Raw genomic sequence first — 18,783 nt, forward strand, 5'->3', positions numbered from 1 at the left:
ATATGATTGAGGGAACAGGGGTAATGATAAGCTATTGCGGAACCGCCCCATCGCCTGGTGAATGGATCGGTCGCTGGAACTTCGACCCGCTATTGTTGCTGGCGCTGGCATTATGCGCCGCCTTTGCGCTGCGGACGAAGCATCCGCAGCTTGCTCTGGGCGGTGTCGCGATATTGGCGCTGGCATTTGTTTCGCCGCTCTGCGCCCTGAGCGTCGCCCTGTTTTCTGCGCGCGCCCTTCATCACATCCTGCTGGTTGCGGTCGCTGCGCCGCTCATCGCACTGGCCTTGCCCTCCCGCCATGTCCAAGGCTTGGGCGTGCCGCTGCTTGCGGCTACAGCCACGCTCTGGTTGTGGCATGTCCCCTCATTCTATGATCGGGCGTTGATGGACAGCCCAACCTATTGGCTGATGCAGGCGAGTCTGTTTTCCACGGCGCTTTGGTTCTGGCGGGCGTTGTTCAGCGCACCTGCGGTGCCAGCGACACTGGCGGCGATCCTCGCCATGGTGCAGATGGGGATGTTGGGAGCCTTGCTGACTTTCGCGACGCAGCGGCTTTATGAGGCGCATGTCGGCACGACGCTGCAATGGGGACTGGATCAATTGGCCGATCAACAGCTTGCCGGTCTCATCATGTGGGCACCAGGCATCATCCCCTATGCGATCATCGCGGGGTTGATTGGGCGACGTCTGTGGACGCGGGCGGAAATGGCGGCATGATCATATTGCTCAAACTGCTGCATATCGCGGCCCTGTCGATCTGGTGCGCGGGATTGGTGGCCTTGCCGCTGCTTTTGGCGAAACATGACCAGGATCATCAGCAAGCCACTTTCTCACGGCTGCGGATATTGACGCATCGCGCCTATGTCGGGGTGGTGACGCCGGCGGCGGTCATCGCCATCGCGATGGGCACCGCCCTCATCTTCCTGCGCGGCGTGTTCGTCCCCTGGATGTTCGCCAAGCTGGTCGTGGTGGGATTGCTGGTCCTGCTGCATGCGTGGATCGGTCATGTCACACTCAACATGGGCGAGCGGCAGGGCAATTATGAGCCGCCCAGCGCGGTGCTACTCGTCACCATGTCGCTGGCCGTCATGAGCGCCATATTAGTGCTGGTGCTGGCCAAGCCATTGCTGAGCAATACGCTTGCGCCGACCTGGCTGACCACGCCTATGGATCAGCCCTTGCCGGTCGATGAGGTGCCGATGTGATAGTCGAACACCAGCTTGCCGCCATGCCAGCCCGTAATCGCCGTAAACCCAGCCGCGAAGGCGGAGAGCATTATGCCCCAGGGCAGCACTGCCTGTTCATAGCCGAAACCCAGGCGATAGCCCCAGTTCGCGCCCAGGATCGAGAGCAGCATCACGGCGATGACGAAATGGGTCCAACTCGCCGCACGGGCACGAATACCAGGCACGAGCAGCAATTCGACCGTGCCCGAAAGGCCAGCGAGCAACCCGAACAAAAATCCCATTCCACTGGCCCACAAGGCCGCGCGGGCCCAGAAAATGTCGCCCGTCCACCAGTAAAAGCCGTCAGCACCCAAGGTACACATGGTCAGCGCGATCGGAAAAGCCACCAGCATGGCGTGGATCGGGTGACCGGCAATCGCGATCTGCGATTCCGTGCGATGAAAATGCGGTTGAGCCGAAATCGGATCGACCAGCGCGTCGTCGGATTGAATGTCCTTGTCCATGGCCCTGCTTTGCACCGAATAATGGCCCTGATGCCAGCATTGATTGTCGGCGGTTGCGGCGGACCGTTGTCAACGCTGGATGTCGCGGGGCCGGCCGCTGGTCATATCGCGACATTATGGTGGGTCATGCTGGGCGGGTCGGCGCTATTGACGCTGTTGACGCTGGGCTTGCTGGCGCTGGCCTTTCGGCGCGGTCCTCGCGGCGCGCGAAATAGTCGTCTGTGGATCGGCTGGCTTGGCCTCGCGATGCCCAGCGTCATATTGATCGCGCTTTTGGGCTATGCGCTGATGCTGGGAGAACGCACCATTGCGCGACCGTCCAGCAATGTCGTGACTGTCGAGGCAACCGGGCATCAATGGTATTGGACGTTCCGCCAGCCCGGCGCAAACGGGACGATCGCAACCCGTAATATTCTGCATATTCCAGCGGGACAGCCTGTGGACGTGCGCATCGCCTCCGCTGATGTGATCCACAGTTTCTGGGTGCCACGGCTGGGTGGCAAGATGGACGCGATACCGGGCCTGACGAATATCCTGCGGATAGAAGCGAGCGATCCCGGCCTGTTCGAGGGGCAATGCGCCGAATTTTGCGGTCTGAACCACACCGCCAATCGTTTCCAAGTGATGGCGCATGATGCCGAAAGCTGGGCAGCGTTCCAGCGGGGGGAAGAATGACTAATATGACGACGCTGCAACGGCACCGGGCGCTGACAGCGATATGGGGCACGCCGAAGGGGTGGCGCGGGACCATCCGTTCGGTCAATCATTCCGATATCGGCAAGCGCTTCATCCTGGCGGCCTTTGCCTTCTTCGCGATCGGCGGCGTGCTGGCCATGCTGATCCGGGCGCAACTGGCGACGCCCGGCAGCGCTTTTGTCGGCCCGGCCATCTACAACCAGCTCTTCACGATGCATGGCAGCATCATGATGTTCCTGTTCGCCATTCCCATGTTCGAGGGATTGGCGCTTTATATGCTGCCCAAGATGCTGGGCAGCCGCGACATGGCCTTTCCGCGTCTGTCGGCCTATGGCTGGTGGTGTTATCTGTTCGGTGGAACGATCCTGATCGCGGCGCTGGCATTTGGGGTGGCACCCGATGGCGGCTGGTTCATGTACACGCCGCTATCCTCCAAAGCCTATACGCCGGGCATAAATGCCGATGTCTGGCTGCTGGGCATCACCTTCGTCGAGATTTCGGCGATTGCGGCGGCTGTTGAGATTACGGTGTCCATTCTCAAGCTGCGCGCGCCGGGCATGAGCCTTGACCGGATGCCGCTGTTCGCCTGGTATCTGCTCATCACGGCCCTGATGATGATCGTGGCCTTTCCGCCTCTTATCCTTGGGTCCATCCTGCTTGAAGTGGAACGCGCGTTCGACTGGCCGTTTTTCGATGCGGCGCGTGGCGGCAGCGCGCTTTTGTGGCAACATCTTTTCTGGCTGTTCGGGCATCCCGAAGTCTATATCATCTTTCTCCCGGCCGCCGGGGTGGTCTCGACCGTGTTGCCCGTCATGGCCCGCACCGATATCCTTGGCTATGGCTGGATCGTCGCTGCCTTGCTGGCGCTGGCCTTCTTAAGTTTCGGCCTGTGGGTGCATCATATGTTCACCACGGGCATCCCGCATATGGCGCTCGGCTTCTTCTCGGCCGCGTCCGCGCTCGTGGCGGTGCCGACCGCCGTGCAGATATTCGCCTGGATCGGCACATTGTGGAGCGGTCGCCCCGAACTGAAGCTGCCCATGCTCTATCTGCTTGGCTTTTTCATCGTCTTCGTGCTGGGTGGACTGACCGGCGTCATGCTGGCCATGGTCCCGTTCGACTGGCAGGCGCATGACAGCTATTTCGTTGTCGCTCATCTCCATTATGTGCTGGTCGGCGGGTTCATCTTTCCCATGCTCGCCGGGGCTTATTACTGGCTACCCCATTTTACTGGGCGCGCGCGCGTTCAGCGGTTGGGCGAGGCAGCCTTCTGGCTGATCCTGATAGGTTTCAACATGACCTTTTTCCTGATGCACCTGACAGGATTGCTGGGGATGCCGCGCAGGATCTATACATATTCCGACGAAATGGGCTGGACCTGGCTCAACCTCCTGTCGTCGGTCGGCAGCTTCATCATGACGTTCGGCTTCGCGCTTTTTGCAATCGACGTTCTGCTTCAGATTTTCATGTCGCGCCGCACCCGCCGAAACCCCTGGCACGCGGGCACGCTCGAATGGGCCATGCCGATCCCCACGACGGCCTATAACATCGCCAGCCAGCCCCAGATTACGGGGCGAGAGCCGCTTCGGGACGACCCCGATCTCGCGCTCAAACTGGCGCGGGGTGAGGGATATCTGGCCGAAGCGAGACATGGCTGGCGCGAGACGATGGCGGTGGATACGACCAGCGGGGCGATCGACCATGTCGTCATTCTGCCGGGCAATAGCCGTTTGCCGTTGATAACCGCAGCCGTGACCGGATGTTTTTTCCTGTCGTTGCTGTTGGGCTATTATTGGCTCGCGCTACTCCCCCTCGCAGGCGTCACGATTATGGCCTGGCAGTGGTTATGGGTGCTTGGCGCACGATCGGACGTGGGGCCGGTATCCATTGGTTGCGGCCAGTCGGTCCCGGTTCATCGGGAGGCGCATGGCGGACCGGGCTGGTGGGGAAGCCGTTTGCTGCTGGTGGCCAATGGCACGCTCTTCTCGTCGCTCCTGTTCGGCTACGCCTTTCTCTGGGTCATCGCCCCTAACTGGCCGCCGCCGGCTTTGATTGACGGTGGTGTGATGTTTGGCCTGATCGCTGGGCTAGCAGTGTTGGCCGGTGCCCTATTGGCGCAACGGGCACATAGCATTTTGATGACGGGCGCGTTGGCGGCGACGCAATATTTGATGGTCATGGCGGGCTTGGCGCAGGTCGTTGCGATCGTGACGCTGGCTCTATTGGGGGTGACTGCCCTGCCCTCGCCCACCAGCCACGCCTATGCCGCTGCAAGCTGGGCGCTGATCGTCTATGCTGGGGTGCATGCGTTCATGGCGCTTTTCTGTGCGATCTTCCTGCATGCCCGGATCGGCGCCGGCTATGTCTCCGTGGCCCGGTCGCAGGAATCAACGATAACTCGGATGTTCGCCAATTATGGCGCGGTGGTGACGATCATCGTGCTGTCGTGCCTGTTCGTGCCTATGGTGCTGACATGAGGATGCTGGGGCGCGTGACGGTCGGCCTATGGCTGTGGGCTTTGGCCTTTTCGCTTCTTTATGCCCTCCACGGTATTGGCTGCGCGGGCGGATGGCATGGCTGGCCCCTGCCCGGCGGTTCGGCGTTCCGGTGGACGATGGTCGTCACCTGGGTCTGTTTCGCGCTAGGCGGTGTTGTGGTGCTCCGCTGGGCCATACGGCTGCCAAAAGGATTGGAACGACGCTTGGCAACCGTGTCCGCACTGGTGGGCCTCGCTGGCACCATCATCACCGGATCGCCCGTTATCTTCACCTCCGCCTGCGTTTGACGGCATCTGGCATCGAAACGAAAAACTTGTTTGTTCCGGGGCACGGCCTGCCTAAAGGAGCATCCATCGACTTTATAGCGAGACACAGATGCAGCGCTCCCCCCTCGCCCCCGCCTATTTCCCTGCCTTGCCGCCCATTGCCGGTGTGAAGCTGCGCGTGGCGCAGGCGCGCTACAAGGATTGGGACCGTTGCGACCTTACCTATGTCGAACTCGATGCAGGCACTGCGGTTGCGGGCGTGACGACACAAAGCCTGTGCCCGTCGCCGGAGGTCGAATGGTGTCGCGATGCCATTCCACTGGGGTCGGCGCGGGCGCTGGTGGTCAATGCGGGTAATGCCAATGCCTTTACCGGGCATCGTGGCCGCGCAGCGGTGGAAGCGATTGCGGCGAAGGTCGCCAATCATCTGGGGTGCTTGCCCTCTGACGTGCTGATTTCATCGACCGGGGTGATTGGTGTGCCCCTGCCCATCGACAAGGCCGAAGCAGGGCTGGAAGCAGCGTTCGACGCAGCGCCTTGCGACTGGGAGGCAGCCGCCACCACCATCGGCACAACCGACACTTATGCCAAGGGTGCCCATGTTTCCGCGATGATCGGCGACACGCGCGTAGAACTGGTCGGCATCATCAAGGGATCGGGCATGATCGCCCCGGATATGGCGACGATGCTGGGCTATATCTTCACCGACGCGGCGATCGATCCGGCCCTGCTTCAACAAATGTTGTCGGCGGCGAACAAGCGGACATTTTCCTGCATCACGGTCGATAGCGATACCTCGACCAGCGACACGGTCCTGGCCTTTGCCACCGGCAAGGCGGGCAATGCGCCGATCACCAGCATGGACGATGCGGGGACGGATGCGTTTCACGCCGCGCTGACGGATCTATGCCGCCAACTCGCGCATTTGGTCGTACGCGATGGCGAGGGCGCGACCAAATTCGTCGAGATCAGCGTCGAAGGTGCGGTAAGCGACGAAAGCGCGCATCGCATCGGCCTGTCGATCGCCAATTCGCCCTTGGTCAAGACGGCGCTGGCGGGTGAGGACGCCAATTGGGGCCGGGTCGTCATGGCCATCGGCAAGGCAGGCGAACCCGCCGATCGCGACCTTCTGTCGATCCGCTTTGGTGCCACGCAGGTAGCGACCGGCGGCCTGGCGGTCGAAGGCTATGACGAAGCGCCCGTCGCCGCGCATCTCAAAGGGCAGGATATCCAGATCGGCGTCGATCTAGGATTGGGCGAAGGCCGTGCGACGGTGTGGACCTGTGACCTGACGCATGGCTATATCGCGATCAATGCGGACTATCGTAGCTGATGCAACTCGATATCCACAGGCCCGTCGTCGACCTGATGCGTGATGTCGCGCGCGACATCGTTATGCCCCGCTATCGCAATCTGGCAAGCCATGAGGTCAGCGCCAAGGCGGCAGCCGACGATCTGGTCACCATCGCTGACAAGGAAAGCGAGCTTCGCCTGGCCGAAGGACTGACCGCGATCTTGCCCGAAGCCGGGATCATCGGCGAAGAAGCCTGCGCGGCAGACCCGGCGATCCTTGATCGGGCGGGCGACGGGTTGAACTGGATCATCGACCCGATCGACGGCACCGGCAATTTCGCGGCGGGCCATCCACCCTTCGGCATCATGATCGCGCTCGTTGATGGCGGAGCGACACTGGCGGGTTGGATACTTGATCCACTGACTGGCCGCCTGTGCTATGCCATGCTGGGCGGGGGCAGCCATATCGACGGCGAACAGGTGCAGGCGCGCGAAAGTGGCGGCGACCTGCCGATCGCGGCGCTGGCGGTCTATTTCATGACGCCGGAGGAACGGGCGGACATTCAGCAGCGTTCACAAGACCGTTTCGCGCTGGTGGACATTCCCCGCTGCGCCGCCGAACAATATCCTCGGCTGGTGCTGGGACAGAATGATGTGTCGGTGTTCGCGCGCACCCTGCCCTGGGACCATGCGGCGGGCACATTGTTCCTGAACGAAGCGGGCGGATGCTGCCAGCGGCTCGACGGGACGCCCTATGTCGTGGGCGATACGCGCAGGGGGCTGCTCGGTGCCTCTTCGCCGCGTTTGTGGGACAGGGCAGCGGAGATCTTGTTCCGCTAACCCTGCCCGCCTGCATCAATCTTACAGGACGCTTTCGAGCCAGCCCTTGAGCGCGCTCTTGGGCGCGGCACCAACCTTGGTCGCGGCGGCTTCGCCATTTTTGAACAGGATCATCGTCGGGATGCCGCGCACGCCATATTTGCCGGGTGCGTCGGGATTCTCGTCGATATTGACCTTTGCGATCACCACCTTGTCGCCCAGTTCCTCGGAAATTTCCTCCAGAGCCGGGCCGATCATCTTACAGGGACCGCACCATTCGGCCCAGAAATCGACAAGCACGGGCTTGTCGGCGTCGATCACGTCCTGCTGAAAGCTGGCGTCAGTTACTGCCTTGGTGGCCATGTCGCTATTCTCCTTGCGTTGCTTGGCTATCTAGGACGCCTGCTCGCCCGGCTCAACGGGCGGGAGCGGCAAATTCTCCTGCGCGGGCACAAAGCCGGGCTTGTGCGCAGCGAGCAGTTCGGGCGGCAGGGTGATGAGACGCGCGGCGCTAGTGTAGAGCAGCCCCGCCTCGATCGCCCTATCGGGAAAGATGACTTGCAGCGCCGCTACATAGGCCGCCATCTGGCGGATATGGGCGATCGGCACCTCGGCTAGTGTCAGCGGCGCGACTCGCCCGGTCTTGAAATCGACGATCTGGACGCGATCCGCGCCAACACAGAGCCGGTCGACCGTGCCCGCAATCACCGCTTCGCCCACCACCGCCGCGATCGGCGCTTCGGCCAGTGCGTCCGGCCCGAACAGTCCGGCGAAATCGGACGCATCGATGACGCGCAAGGCTTGGTCGATCACCTCTAGGCGCAGCGCCCTATCGTCCGCGCCCTGCTGGGCCAGCCAGCGGTCGGCAGCGTCGCGGCGGCGATTAACCGGCACGGCGGGCAATCGCTCGAACAGCGCATGGAGCCAGCGGCCCCGGTCAGCCGCAGCGCGCATGGCAGGGGTAGGCGGCGGATAGGGCTGGTCATCCTCCACCGCCGCCGACGGCGCGAGCGGACGCGGTGGGCGCGCCTCGACCGGCGCAGGCTGGCGCAACCAGGCCGGTTCGGCGACGCTATCGCGCGCCTCGGCCACGTCGGCATCGGCCTTTGCGCGCGGGAGGGTTTCAGTCCCCCGCCAGCGGCGAAGCTGGCCCCAGATCGGATCATCTTCCCACGGTGCGCCGAGCGATTCCATCGCCGCCTCGACTGCGCCATACCAGCTTTCGGGCTTCACCTGCCCCCTGGCCGCCGGACCCAGCGATCCGGCTACGACCAGCCGCTCCTCCGCCCGCGTCAGCGCGACGTAAAGCAACCGCCAATGCTCTTGCCGCTCGACCCGCGCCGCCTCTTCGGCGAGGTCACCGATCGGCCCCTGCCGTTCGGGCTTGCGCGGCGGCAGGATCGGCAGGCCGTTCCATTCCAGTCCGTCCATCCGGTTGCCCGCATCGGGATCGAGGCAGGCGTCGGCGAGAATGACGATGGGAGCCTGCAAGCCCTTGGCCCCATGTACGGTCAACAGCCGCAGATTGTCCCCCTCCGCCGCGGCATCGCGCACGATGTCCACCTCGCCGCGGTCGAACCAGTCGATGAACCGCTGGAGCGAGGGGTGATCGTCCTGCTCGAATCCCAAGGCAGCGTTCAGCAATTCCTCGATCGGGTCGGCCGCTTCCGTCCCCAGCCTGTCGATCAAGCGACGGCGGCCATCCATCGGTCCCGACAGTATCGCTTCCAAATAGCGATAGGGCGTCGAAAAATCCGCCACCGCGAGCAGGTCACGCAAGGGCTGGAGCAGGCCATCGTCCAGAGAGTGGGTCAGGTGCCGCCACAATCCGCCCCGCCGCCCTATCAGCCGGGTCATGAGGTCATCCTGGGTCCAGCCGATCAAGGGCGACACCAGCAGCGCGGCGAGGTTGAGATCATCCTCCGGCTGCACCGCAAAGCGCAGCGCGGCGAGCAGGTCGCGCACGGCGAGCGGCGCATTGAGCCGGAGGCGGTCGATCCCCGCAACCGCGACCTTTTCTTCATAGAGGCGGGCGACGATCAGCCGCGCCAGTTCATTGCGCCGTCGCACCAGGATCATGATGTCGCCGGCGCGCACCGGGCGACCCCGGCTTTCGAGCATTAGCCCGTCATCAATCCAACTCTTGATCTGCCGCGCGATATTTTCGGCCAGCTTGCGCTCCTGATCGGCGGCCCAATTTTCCTCGCCCTCGGCATCGTCGGACAGGCCCGCGATCACCGGCTTCCACAATTGCACTTCGCCGGGGTGGAGATTGGCGCTGATGTGGCGCACATCGCCCGGTTCCAGACCCAACCGCCCCGCGTCGAGGGTCGAGATGGTGCGGTCCACTACGTCCAGCACCGCCGGGGTAGAGCGGAAACTATGGTCCAGCGACAGGTCGTGGAGCCTGTGGCCCGACTGGTCGGCATCGCGCTGGAACAGGATTTGCGCGGCGGCGAAATTGGCGGGGCTGGTCCCCTGAAAGCCGAAGATTGCCTGTTTGAAATCGCCAACCGTGAAGATGGTGCGGATTTTTTCGCCCGCTTCCCATTCGGTTGCGAAAAACTCTTCGGCCAATGTGCGAACGATGCGCCATTGCGCGGCATTAGTGTCCTGCGCCTCATCCACCAATATATGGTCGATCCGCTGGTCGAGCTTGTAGCGAATCCACTCGGCGATGCCGTCCTGCTCCAACAGGCCGGCCGCGCGCGCGATCAGATCCTCGAAATCGACGGCCCCTGCCAGCCGCTTGCCCTCGGCATAAGCCATGGCATAAGCATGTCCGGCATGAAGCCCCTGCGCCAGCAAAGCAGCATAATCAGCGCGGGCCTTGGTTGCGAGCAGTTCGGCGCAGCGTGTGTGCAGCCGCGCGGACAAGGCGCGATAGCCATCGTCCGGCGGCACCCAGCCCTTGGCCTCAATCAGATCACCATCCGTCTTAGCCCAGGCGCGATGCAGATCGGACAGGGTCGCCGCGCGGGTGGCGGGATCGGCGGCGCGCCAGGCAGCGATCCGGTCACAGCGTTCCAATCCCCGCCCCTTGCCCCATGCGACATTGGCGGCGACCAGCGCGGACAAGGTCCGCATGTCGAAGACATCATCGGAACATTGGTCGGCAAGCCGTTGATCAATATCACCTTCCGGCAGGTTAAACTGACCCGCCAGCCAAGGGGCGATTGGATCGGGCAGCGCCGCCAGCGCATCGCCGCGCGCGGCGCAGCGCAGCAGGAAATGTTCCGCCCCGCCCTCGCCCAACCGCAGGCTGATCGCCTGAAGCGCGCCGATCAGCGCGCCATCGCCCTGCTCCTGCGCCCGCACCGCCATATCCGCCAAAGTCTGCCGCGCCAAGGCGCTCTGTTCACGCTGGTCGAGCGGACGGAAGCCCGGCACCAGGTCGGCTTCCAGCGGAAAGGCGGTCAGCAATTGCTGGCAAAAGCCATGAATGGTCTGGATGCGCAGACCACCACCCGTTGATTCCAGCACTTCGGCGAACAGGCGGCGGGCACGCTCACGGGCATCGGGGCCGGACTCTTCGCCCAAAGCCTCAAGGTCAGCGAACAACCCCTTGTCATCCATCTGCACCCAGGCGGCGAGCCGGTCATGGATGCGATCGGCCATTTCCGCCGCGCCTGCCTTGGTGAAGGTCAGGCAGAGGATATTTTCCGGGCGCACGCCCTGCAGCAGCAGGCGGAACACGCGCGCGGTCAGCACATGGGTCTTACCCGTTCCCGCCGACGCGGACAGCCAGACATGGGCGTCGGGCGCGGCGGCCTGCGCCTGATTGCCGAGCAGCTTCTGAAGTGGGCGCGCCTTAGCCATCGTCGCGGCCATACCATTCCTCCAGCCGCATAAGCTGGTCATAATCGCCATAATTGGCGACTTCCGGGTTGAGTTGCGCGGTAAAGGGCGCGGTGCCAAGCAGATAGTCCGCGACCAATCCACTGAATTGCTCATGGGCATGGGCGGTGAAACTGGACGTGACGATCTTGCCACGGCTGCCTGTTGGATCGACCGGGCTTTCCCGATAGCCAAACTGATCGCCCTTCTTGGCGAGCGACCAATATTCGAAGTCAGCCGCACGCGGCTGATCGCCCAGCCCCGCAAAACCGCCCATTTCGGCGATGACGCCCAGCAGGCCGAGTTGCAGCGAATAGCCCGCCTTCACCATCTTGGCGCTGGGCGGCTTGCCGGTCTTATAGTCGATGACGCCGAGCGTGCCGTCGGGCAAGCTGTCGATCCGGTCAGCCTTGCCCATCAGCGTAACCTCGGCGACCTCAGCCCGGCCTTCGCGCTCGACCGCCAATATGGTGCGCCCCGCCGCCTTGTCCTTGGCGACTTCCGCCGCGATCCAGCGGATCGCTTCCATCAGGCGCGGTTGCCACAAGGCTTTGAGCAAGGGATGGACTTCGGGCCGGTCGAACATAGCCTGCGCGCGGGCTTCGAGGTCAGCGGGGTCGAGCGTGCCCGCCTCTGCCCAATGCTGGAGGATTTCATGCACCGCCGTCCCGCGCCAGGCCGGTCCCGCATCGGCATCGACAGGATCGAGCCGAGCAAGGCGCAAGATACGCCGGGCGTAGAAGGCATAGGGGTCGGCCTTGAGCCGATCGACATCGGTGACCGGGATCAGCCTTGGCCGAACGGACAAAGGCGGCACCGGCGCAGGCCGCGAAGCCGGGTGATGGCCATCGGGCCGGTCGATCGCCTGCGCCAGCGCGGCATAGCGGTCGGCGCTTTTCCATTGCGGGCCGGACATGGCCTTCAACCGTAGCCAGAAGCGCGAGGCGACCGCCGGGCCGCCACTGCCGCGCCGGGCACGGGTGATGAGGACATGCGGCGCGCCCAGCGCACTGGCGAAATCATGCGCGGCAAGGCCAATGCGGGTTTCCAGCCCCGGCAGGCCGAGTTCGTGGCGGATGCGCGGCGCAAGCCACGGATCAGAGGCGGGCAGGCCAGGCCAGGTGCCTTCATTGAGGCCACCCAGCACCATGAGATCGGCCTGTTGCAGCCGCGCCTCGATCAGGCCCAGAATCGCGATGCGCGGATGACCGCCCTGTGGTGGACGCACCGACACGCCGCCCAGCATGTGATCGAGCAGCACGGGCAAAGCGCGCATATCGGCCTGCCGCGGCCCTTCGGGCGCGGCCGCCTCCATGTCTGCGAACAGATCGGCGGCGGCCTGCCCCTGATGCCCGGCCCAAATCGCATCGCCCGTCAACGCACCCGCCTGCTCGCGGATGGCGGCAAGCTGGCCCGACAGGTCCGGCGTTGCGAGGAATGCACGCTCCAGCGGTTCGAGCAGCGCGCGCGCCTGCGGCCACCAATCGCGCACCTGTTCGCGCAAGGTGCCCTGCCGGTCCTCATCCTCGCGCGGGCGCAATAATTGATCGATGCCGATTAGCCCAGCCTGCGGACGCGGGCCGCGCAGCAGCAGATCCAAGCCACGCACGCCTTCCAGCCACGCCAGACGCCCCTCCCCGCGCATCACCAGCGGATGTTTGAGCAGCGTCAGCAGCGCGACCGGCGCAAAGCGCTCCGCCACCGCCTGCGCCATCGCTATCAGCAGCGTGCCCGGTGGCAAGCGAGAGAGCGGCAAGCCCGCCGAATCGTCCGCCTCTATCCCCCATCGGCGCAGATGCGCGGACACGCGCGTCGCCAATTGCCGGTCTGGCGTCACCAAAGCTGCGGTCCGTCCCGGCGTTTCCAATGCCTCTCGCAGCGCGATGGCGATGGCCTGCGCTTCTTCACCCGGCGTCGCGACATCCAGCGCCTCGACCCCGGCGAGCGAGCGATCGGCGGTCTTGAGGTCGCGCCAGCCGCTAGTGAGCTTTGGCGGCAGCATCGCGTTGGAAATATTGCGCCCGCGCACCGCCCGCGCATCATGCTCGCTGCCCCAGCGCCATTGCGCCACATCGTCGCGCGTCGCGCTCATGGCGTGAAGCAGGCGCTTGAGCGCATATTGGGGGTGGCTCTCATGCCCCGCAGGCGCGCGGCCCGTCACCGGGTCAGGATCGAACGGGCCGATCGCCTGCCAGGCCGCATCGTCCATATGCTGGTCCAGCCCGGCGAACACCACCATGCCGCTCGGCATCTCGCCGATCCTGCGCAACAGTCCGGCCACCGCAGGGGCCGTGGTGGAAATACCCGCCGCCACGACGAAGCCGGTGGGTGGCGCTTCGGCCCAGCGTTTGGCCAGCCGATCGAACAGGCGGTTGCGCCGATCGACCAGATCGATGCAGCCCAGTCGCGCCAATTCGACGGGCCAGCGTGCAATGATAATCTCAAACAGGGTCAATGACTTCTGCCAATGACCTGACAATTCATCCGAAAGGCTGAGCTTGCGCAGCGCATCCGGGGCCAGCCGTTCGACCTGCATCTGGTCCAGCACCTGTCCCAGCGCCTGCCCCAGTTTCAACGCCTGTCCGGCATCGATGCCCGGCTGCGCCTGCTGCACCAGTCGGGCCAGAATCATTTGCCTTTGCATCGGCGCGATTGCGGGCGCAATCGGATCATCCTCGCCCAATGGATCGAGCGCCCCACCCACTTGTTCACCTATGTCCGGGTCGCCGATCGGAATAAGCCGCGGCAACAGCAATCCACCACCCGAGGCGCGCACGAACGCATCGGCGACTGCCCGCACGCCGCGATTGCTGGGCAACAGGATCATGCCCCGCGACAGCGCCAGCGGATCGCGTCCTTGCCGCGCCATGATGCCCGCGACAAGGGCATCAGCAAAGGCGCGATGCGCGGGTATGGTGAAGAGTGCGGGCTGTCCGCGATCACCCATGGGCGAGCATAGCTTCGACCACGGGAATGGCCTGCGGCGTACCGACGTCGAACCATAGCCCCTGATGCGACACGCCGTAGAGCCGCCCGGCCGCGATCGCGCGCGACCAGAAGATGTTGGTGGAAAAGACGTCGCCGGGCGGATCGACCAACAGCGACGGAGATAGGATCTGTACGCCAGTAAAGACGAAGGGCGCGACATGCGCGCTCTTGCGCCGGGTCAGCCGCCCATTGGCGTCCATATGGAAATCGCCCGGCCCATTATGGCAGTTGGCCCGCGCCAGCGGCACCAGCAACAGCAGCGCGTCCATGCAGTCGGCATCCCAATGGCGCTGCATCAGCGCCAGCGTATCCTGCGGCCCGTCAATCCACAGATTGTCGCTATTGGCGCAGATGAAGGGCTTGTCGCCGAGCAGCGGCTTGGCATGGACCAGACCACCGCCCGTCTCCAGCAATTTGGCACGCTCGTCGGAGATCAGGAACTCCGTCCCGCCCTTGCGCGCGCGCAGATGCGCCTCGACCGTGTCGGCAAGATAATGGACATTCACCACCACCTTGCGGATGCCGCCCGCTTCCAGCCGGTCAAGCGCATGGTCCATCAGCGGCTGGCCCGCCACTTTGACCAGCGGCTTGGGCCGCGTCGCGGTGAGCGGACGCATCCGCTTGCCAAGCCCCGCCGCCATCAGCATCGCCGTATCGATCATGCCGCCGCAAACTCCGTGAGCGCCTCATGGCGCTTTTCGGTCGGGATGTTCGCGGCAAACCAGTCGGCCACCGGGGCCAGAGCGGGATGCGCGAGGTCGCGCTCCAGCAGGCCCCACATGCGCGGCAGGTAGGAAAGGTAGCGCGGCTTACCGTCGCGCTGCCACAAGCGGGTGAAGATGCCGATGATCTTGGCATTGCGCTGCGCCCCCAGCACGGCATAAGCGGCGTCGAAATCAGCGGGGGGCTGCGCCACGGCCTTGTAATGCGCCAGCATAGCCGCCTCGACGGCAGGCGGCACATCGCGCCGCGCATCCTGCAACAGCGAGACGAGATCATAAGCGGGATGCCCGGCGAGCGCGTCCTGAAAATCGAGCAGGCCGAGACCATGCGATGCCGCCCGGTCGATCAGCATGATATTTTCGGCATGATAGTCGCGCAGCACCGTGACGGTCGGGCTGGCCGACTGCTCGACCTGCGGCAGCACGGCATCCCAAGCTGCAACATAAGCATCCTGATCGACCGCGAGGCCGATCGCCGGGCAATACCATTCCGTCAGCAGCCCGACCTCGCGCTGATAGACGGCGCGGTCATAGGCGGGCACGGGCGCGGCAGGCAGGCGATGCAGGTCGGCGAGCAGGTCGATCGCGCGGGCGTAGACGGCCATTTCCTCATCGGGCCGAGCATCGAGATGCTCCTTGACCCGCAGGTCGCCGAAATCCTCGATCAGCACCAGCCCGTCGTCCAAGTCGCGCGCCAATATGCGGGGCGCGGCAAAGCCATCGGTCAGCAGATGTTCGGCGATGGCGATGAACGGGCGGGGATCTTCGTGCGGCGGCGGTGCGTCCATCAAAACCGCCCGGCGGCTATCCTCGATAACCCTGAAATAGCGGCGGAAGGAGGCATCGCCTGCAAGCGGAACGATGGCGGCGTCGCCCCAGCCCGCGCGGGCGAGGAAAGCGGGCGCGGCAGCGGGCGGGATCATAGCTGTGACCATCGCTCCGTCCAAGCGTCCGGCACGTCCGCTGTCAAGCGCCGTCCGCCATCCGGGTCGAACGCAATGGTCAATCGTAGCGCATGCGGCCACAGCGCATCGCCCAGCCGGTCGGGCCATTCGATGATCAACAGGCTGTCCATCAGATAATCACCCAGCGCCAGTTCCTCGGCCTCTCGCGCGTCGTCCAGCCGGTAGAGATCGACATGGGCGACCGGCAGGCGGACTTCGGGCACGTCATAGGGTTGGACGATCGCGAAGCTCGGACTGGGTGCCTCGCCTTCCAGCCCCAGCGCTTCCAGAATGCCACGCGCCAGCGTCGTCTTGCCCGCGCCCAGTCCACCGTAGAGCGCGATCACGTCGCCGATACGCGCCTGCACCGCAAGGCGATGGCCAAGATCGAGCATTGCCGCTTCGTCGGCCAGATGGATGGCGCGGTCAGCCACGCGGCAGCTCGATCACGATCATGGTGCCCTGCCCTGCTTCGGACACGAGTTGCAACGTGCCGCCATGCGCCTGCGCCAGTTGCCGGGCGAGCGGCAGGCCGATGCCCGCACGGCCCCCGGCCCGCGCCTGACCCGCGCGCGCTGTCGGATCGAAAATCGCATCCTGTTGCGCCGTCGGGATGCCTGGACCATTGTCGGAAATAACGATCCGCGCCTTGTCGGCACCGCCATCGCCGTGAAGCAATACGCGCGCGCCCTTGCCGCAATGGGCCAGCGCATTGTCGAGCAAATGGTCGATCGCCTGGCCGATGCGCCGGGCGTCGCCCTGCACCACGCCCAGACTGTTTTCCAGTGAAACGGCGAGGTCAATGCCCTTGGCCTTCGCGTCTGCGCTCAGCCGGTTGGCGCTTTCTCGCGCCACGGCCGCCAGATCAACGGGCGCGCGGTCGATCGGCAGGGTGCCCGCCTCGCCCTGGGTCAGGTCCAGCACATTGTCGATCAGCATGGCGAGGCGGCCTGTGCTCTGAAGGATGCCATCGACATAGTCCTTGGCCGATGGGCTGAGTTCGCCCGCATAGCCCGCGCTCATCATCTCGGCAAAGCCAGCGATGGTGGTCAGCGGGGTGCGCAGTTCATAGCTCATATTGGTGACGAAGGCAGTCTTGACCTGATCCGCCTGCTCCAGCGCCTCGTTGCGGTCGCGCAGCACCTGTTCGACCCGGCGACTGTCGGTCACGTCGAGCATGGTGAACAGCGCATTGCCGTCGGGCAGCGGAATGGCGGCAAATTCGAAGATGCGCCCATCGGCAAAGCCGACATGGCCTGCGCGTTGCTTGCGCTCGATCGTGGCGGCGCGGACCAGTTCGCGGACCAGATTGGCCTGTTGCGGCTTGGCGAGCCGCGCCTGCACGTCGCGCATCAGGTCGTCGATACGGGGGTGCTTGGCCAGCATCTCTTCGGTCGCGCCCCAGATGCTGCGGAACCGGCTGTTCCACATCTGCAGCCGCCCGTCGGACGAGAACACGCCGATCGACTCGAACAGATTGTCAAAGGTCGCCGTCCGCACCCGCAGCAGCGTGTCGCGCGCGCTCGACAACTGCACCTGCTCGGTGCGATCCTCGAAGATCAGCAGTAGGCCGCCATCGGGCAAGGGCTGCGCATAGACGCGCAAATGGGTGCCGTCCTGCAACAGCCAATTTTCCTCGCGCGGGTCGGGCGACAGGAACCAGTCGCGCCGTTCCGCGCGCCAGGCGGGAAAATCGCGATGTTCGGGAATGCGCCGCGCATCGCGCATCTGATCCAGCACCCGCTCGAACAAGGGCGAATCGGCCAGTTGCTCCTGACGCAGCGCGAACAGGCTGATGAAAGGCTGGTTCCAGAAGCGCAACGCCCGGTCGGGGCCAAAGCGTGCTACGCCAGCCGACAGCCGATCGAGCAAGTCGCGCTGCGCCGCTTCCAGTCGACGATGCTCCACCCGTGCCTGTTCCAGTTCATGCTGGTCCATCGCATAGCCCGCGACCCCGGCAACGCCGAGCGGCACGTCGACCACGCGCATCGTGCGCCGTTCGCCGTCAATGGTTGCTGGCACCATACGGGCGATCGGTTCGTCCTGCGCCACCGCCTCGGCTGCGGCGGATTGCGGGGAAAGGCCACCCACAGGCTCGACCAGTTCGATGCCCTGCGCGATGACGTCATGGGCGCTGCCACCGTCCACGGCATGGACATAGGCGCTGTTGACGAGGCTGAGGCGAAGGTCGGGGGTCCGGTGCCACATCGGGAAAGGCGCAGCCTCGACCAGCCCTGCGAGCGCTTCGAGCGCGTCGCTAAGCTGGCCGACCTTGCTTTGGAGCGAACGTATTTCCGCTTGGCTGTCGGTTGCGTCGAATATCCACAACACCACGCCGCCACTGGAGGCCAGTTCCGGCGCGGCCGGCGCACCGCGCACCAACAGCAAACGCGAAGACCCTGTCCCCCGCACTGGCACCGAGAAGCTCTTGCCAGCGCGTTGCGCCGACGCAATCTCACCGGCAAGCGCGGCCGCATCTTCCGGCTCCAGCCCGCCATCGGCGGCCGTGAGTTCAGACACAAAGTTGGGCACACGCGGCTTGCCAAGCCATTTTGCCAGGCGATCGGCCGCTTCCATACGTCCATCGGGGTGAATGATGACGGGCGCGGCAGGCGCCGAGGCAAGCAACGTGGCAAGCCGGTCGAATTTGCCCTGCGCCTGCATACCTTCGCGGCGCATCCGCTGTCCGCTGGCAATCGCCCATACGGCCGCTGCCAGCCATCCGGCCAGCACGACTCCTAATATGATGGCGGCAAGGGGGCTGAGCGTCATCATGACGCAGTCTCTCCCTTTCGCCGAACCTGCCTGTCCTTGTTCATAATTGCGCCCGGACTATCCCAAGTCGGGCGCAGCGGGAAGCGGGGATGCAAAGAATTGATAATAGAATGACGGCAGGGCTTGATAAAGCAAATCAAACGAAATCCTCCCCCTGTGGGCAGGGGAATCGCATATGGGCTTGAACGATTGATCGAATGGGATTCTTGGGCAGTCTCCATGGTTGGAGGCGCCCGATGGATGAGTTTTCGGC

At 64.4% G+C, this 18,783-nt stretch carries 15 protein-coding genes; 7 read left to right on the plus strand and 8 right to left on the minus strand.

What is annotated here, in order from left to right; translation table 11 throughout:
• Positions 1-23 precede the first annotated feature (23 nt).
• Positions 24-719, plus strand: a complete 696-nt coding sequence (locus J2W40_RS19250) for a cytochrome c oxidase assembly protein (protein WP_310227587.1) — start codon at positions 24-26, stop codon at positions 717-719.
• Positions 716-1,207: a CopD family protein gene (locus tag J2W40_RS19255; RefSeq protein WP_310227588.1), complete on the plus strand. Its 492-nt coding sequence runs from the start codon at positions 716-718 to the stop codon at positions 1,205-1,207. Before J2W40_RS19250 ends, J2W40_RS19255 begins: the two co-directional genes overlap by 4 nt.
• Here the strand turns inward: J2W40_RS19255 and J2W40_RS19260 are convergent.
• Positions 1,174-1,692 carry a DUF2231 domain-containing protein gene (locus tag J2W40_RS19260; protein ID WP_310227589.1) on the minus strand — a complete coding sequence of 173 codons (519 nt, stop codon included), beginning with the start codon at positions 1,690-1,692 and terminating at the stop codon, positions 1,174-1,176. The genes J2W40_RS19255 and J2W40_RS19260 overlap by 34 nt on opposite strands.
• 30 nt (positions 1,693-1,722) lie before the next feature.
• Between J2W40_RS19260 and coxB the strand changes: the two genes are divergently transcribed.
• From coxB to J2W40_RS19285, 5 genes are all read left to right on the plus strand, one after another.
• Positions 1,723-2,367 carry a cytochrome c oxidase subunit II gene (gene coxB, locus J2W40_RS19265; protein ID WP_310227590.1) on the plus strand — a complete coding sequence of 215 codons (645 nt, stop codon included), beginning with the start codon at positions 1,723-1,725 and terminating at the stop codon, positions 2,365-2,367.
• Positions 2,364-4,865, plus strand: a complete 2,502-nt coding sequence (ctaD, locus tag J2W40_RS19270; protein WP_310227591.1) for a cytochrome c oxidase subunit I — start codon at positions 2,364-2,366, stop codon at positions 4,863-4,865. Before coxB ends, ctaD begins: the two co-directional genes overlap by 4 nt.
• Positions 4,862-5,173, plus strand: a complete 312-nt coding sequence (locus J2W40_RS19275; protein ID WP_310227592.1) for a hypothetical protein — start codon at positions 4,862-4,864, stop codon at positions 5,171-5,173. Before ctaD ends, J2W40_RS19275 begins: the two co-directional genes overlap by 4 nt.
• A gap of 88 nt (positions 5,174-5,261) precedes the next feature.
• On the plus strand, positions 5,262-6,485 hold the full coding sequence (gene argJ, locus J2W40_RS19280; protein WP_310227593.1) for a bifunctional glutamate N-acetyltransferase/amino-acid acetyltransferase ArgJ: 1,224 nt from the start codon (positions 5,262-5,264) through the stop codon (positions 6,483-6,485).
• On the plus strand, positions 6,485-7,285 hold the full coding sequence (locus J2W40_RS19285) for an inositol monophosphatase family protein (protein ID WP_310227594.1): 801 nt from the start codon (positions 6,485-6,487) through the stop codon (positions 7,283-7,285). The genes argJ and J2W40_RS19285 overlap by 1 nt, the downstream gene beginning before the upstream one ends.
• A gap of 21 nt (positions 7,286-7,306) precedes the next feature.
• Here J2W40_RS19285 and trxA read toward each other — a convergent pair whose 3' ends face one another.
• From trxA to J2W40_RS19320, 7 genes are read right to left on the minus strand one after another with little or no spacing between them, the layout of a single operon-like run.
• The gene (gene trxA / locus J2W40_RS19290; RefSeq protein WP_310227595.1) at positions 7,307-7,627 is read right to left on the minus strand and encodes a thioredoxin TrxA; all 321 of its coding nucleotides are present in this window, start codon (positions 7,625-7,627) and stop codon (positions 7,307-7,309) included.
• 30 nt (positions 7,628-7,657) lie between these two features.
• Positions 7,658-11,095 (minus strand): double-strand break repair helicase AddA, encoded by a 3,438-nt coding sequence (addA, locus tag J2W40_RS19295; protein ID WP_310227596.1) that lies wholly within the window; start codon positions 11,093-11,095, stop codon positions 7,658-7,660.
• Positions 11,076-14,048 carry a double-strand break repair protein AddB gene (gene addB, locus J2W40_RS19300; RefSeq protein WP_310227597.1) on the minus strand — a complete coding sequence of 991 codons (2,973 nt, stop codon included), beginning with the start codon at positions 14,046-14,048 and terminating at the stop codon, positions 11,076-11,078. Before addB ends, addA begins: the two co-directional genes overlap by 20 nt.
• A complete protein-coding gene (locus J2W40_RS19305) occupies positions 14,041-14,751 on the minus strand; it encodes a nucleotidyltransferase family protein (RefSeq protein ID WP_310227598.1) in 711 nt (236 codons plus the stop codon). Before J2W40_RS19305 ends, addB begins: the two co-directional genes overlap by 8 nt.
• Positions 14,748-15,734: an aminoglycoside phosphotransferase family protein gene (locus J2W40_RS19310; protein ID WP_310227599.1), complete on the minus strand. Its 987-nt coding sequence runs from the start codon at positions 15,732-15,734 to the stop codon at positions 14,748-14,750. The genes J2W40_RS19305 and J2W40_RS19310 overlap by 4 nt, the downstream gene beginning before the upstream one ends.
• Positions 15,731-16,189 carry a tRNA (adenosine(37)-N6)-threonylcarbamoyltransferase complex ATPase subunit type 1 TsaE gene (gene tsaE / locus J2W40_RS19315; protein ID WP_310227600.1) on the minus strand — a complete coding sequence of 153 codons (459 nt, stop codon included), beginning with the start codon at positions 16,187-16,189 and terminating at the stop codon, positions 15,731-15,733. Before tsaE ends, J2W40_RS19310 begins: the two co-directional genes overlap by 4 nt.
• Entirely contained in the window at positions 16,182-18,527 is a 2,346-nt protein-coding gene (locus tag J2W40_RS19320) for a sensor histidine kinase (RefSeq protein ID WP_310227601.1), read from the minus strand. The genes tsaE and J2W40_RS19320 overlap by 8 nt, the downstream gene beginning before the upstream one ends.
• Between the last annotated feature and the right edge of the window lie 256 nt (positions 18,528-18,783).

This window comes from Sphingobium xenophagum (assembly GCF_031457465.1).
Lineage (GTDB): Bacteria > Pseudomonadota > Alphaproteobacteria > Sphingomonadales > Sphingomonadaceae > Sphingobium > Sphingobium xenophagum_A.